The organism is Mycobacterium sp. DHQP2018-32-09 (assembly GCF_058148405.1).
Map to the genome: position 1 here is coordinate 1 of NZ_JBYVYK010000189.1, position 399 is coordinate 399.

The following is a 399-nucleotide window of genomic DNA, read 5'->3' on the forward strand; positions in this document are numbered from 1 at the left end:
TCGACATCAGCGCCGAGGCGTCGTCCGCACCGAGCTGTTGACGGAGCTCGGCCTCCAGGAGCGCGGGGGAGTCCGAGCCGGCGGCGATCACCGCCCAGAAGGAGCCGATGGAGAAGTCGAGCAAGGCGTCGTGCCACAGCTGCCGCAGCTCTCCGGTAGTGGCGCAGGATTCGACCGCGGAGATCAGTTCGGCGCAGCGGGGCTGGTGGCCGCGCAGGAAGGCCGGCAGGCGACGTCGCGTCCAGGCGATCCGGGCCAGGCTGCCGAGCAGGGCCAGGCCGGCGTCGTTCCAGTCCCGTGACGTCATCGGCACCAGCGGCACCGGGACGTCGGCCGGCAAGCTCGACCCCAGAGACGCGTATCGCAAGCTCGCTGGCTGGTGGGGCGACCTGCCGGCCG

General features: G+C 72.2%; 1 protein-coding gene. It reads right to left on the reverse strand.

Annotation, left to right across the window (positions count from 1 at the left end; all coding sequences use genetic code 11):
* A partial coding sequence (locus AC30CM_RS27285; RefSeq protein WP_490120019.1) for a hypothetical protein occupies positions 1 to 367 on the reverse strand: 367 nt, incomplete at its 3' end.
* Positions 368 to 399 lie beyond the last annotated feature (32 nt).